The organism is Marinimicrobium sp. UBA4209, from assembly GCF_002381585.1.
GTDB lineage: Bacteria > Pseudomonadota > Gammaproteobacteria > Pseudomonadales > Cellvibrionaceae > Marinimicrobium > Marinimicrobium koreense.
The window spans coordinates 1,091-1,685 of sequence record NZ_DFTP01000085.1 but is presented as its reverse complement, the minus strand read 5'-3'; the positions used below and the strand labels follow the sequence as shown (position 1 = coordinate 1,685).

Below are 595 nucleotides of genomic sequence, written 5' to 3'. Positions count from 1 at the left end.
GGTCAGCTACTGGTATCCGCTGGCGAAAGTGGTTGCCTTCAAGCGCGAGGTCTACCGCCGAGCGCTCAAGGAGCTCTCTCCCTACCACAGCCAACTCGAGGCCGCCTGGTTTGATCCGGCCCGTGCACCGGCGAGTCGCACATGCTGAACTCCCTGCGTTCCATCGTCCAGGAGGTTAACGCGGCGCGGGACCTGAAGACCGCGCTGGCGATCATCGTCTCCCGGGTCAAGACCGCCATGAAAACCGAGGTGTGCTCGGTGTATCTGCGCGGCCCCGAGGGCGACTATGTACTGATGGCGACCGAGGGCCTCAATGCCGATGCGGTCGGTCGGGTGCGGCTGAAAGACGGTGAAGGTCTGGTCGGCCGGGTCGTCACCCGGGAAGAGCCCATCAACCTCGAGCAGGCTGAAACCCACCCCAGTTACCAATACTTCCCCGAAACCGGTGAGGAGCGCTTCAGCTCGTTCCTCGGCGTTCCCATTATCCACCACCGTAAAGTGCTGGGGGTGCTGGTGGTCCAGCAGGTGGAGCGGCGCCGGTTCGATGAGGGCGATGAAGCCTTCCTTGTCACCATGTCAGCCCAATTGGCGGGGG

General features: G+C 63.4%; 1 protein-coding gene. It reads left to right on the top strand.

The features are described from left to right. Positions 1–141 precede the first annotated feature (141 nt). A partial coding sequence (locus B3187_RS12310) for a GAF domain-containing protein (RefSeq protein ID WP_286806768.1) occupies positions 142–595 on the top strand: 454 nt, incomplete at its 3' end.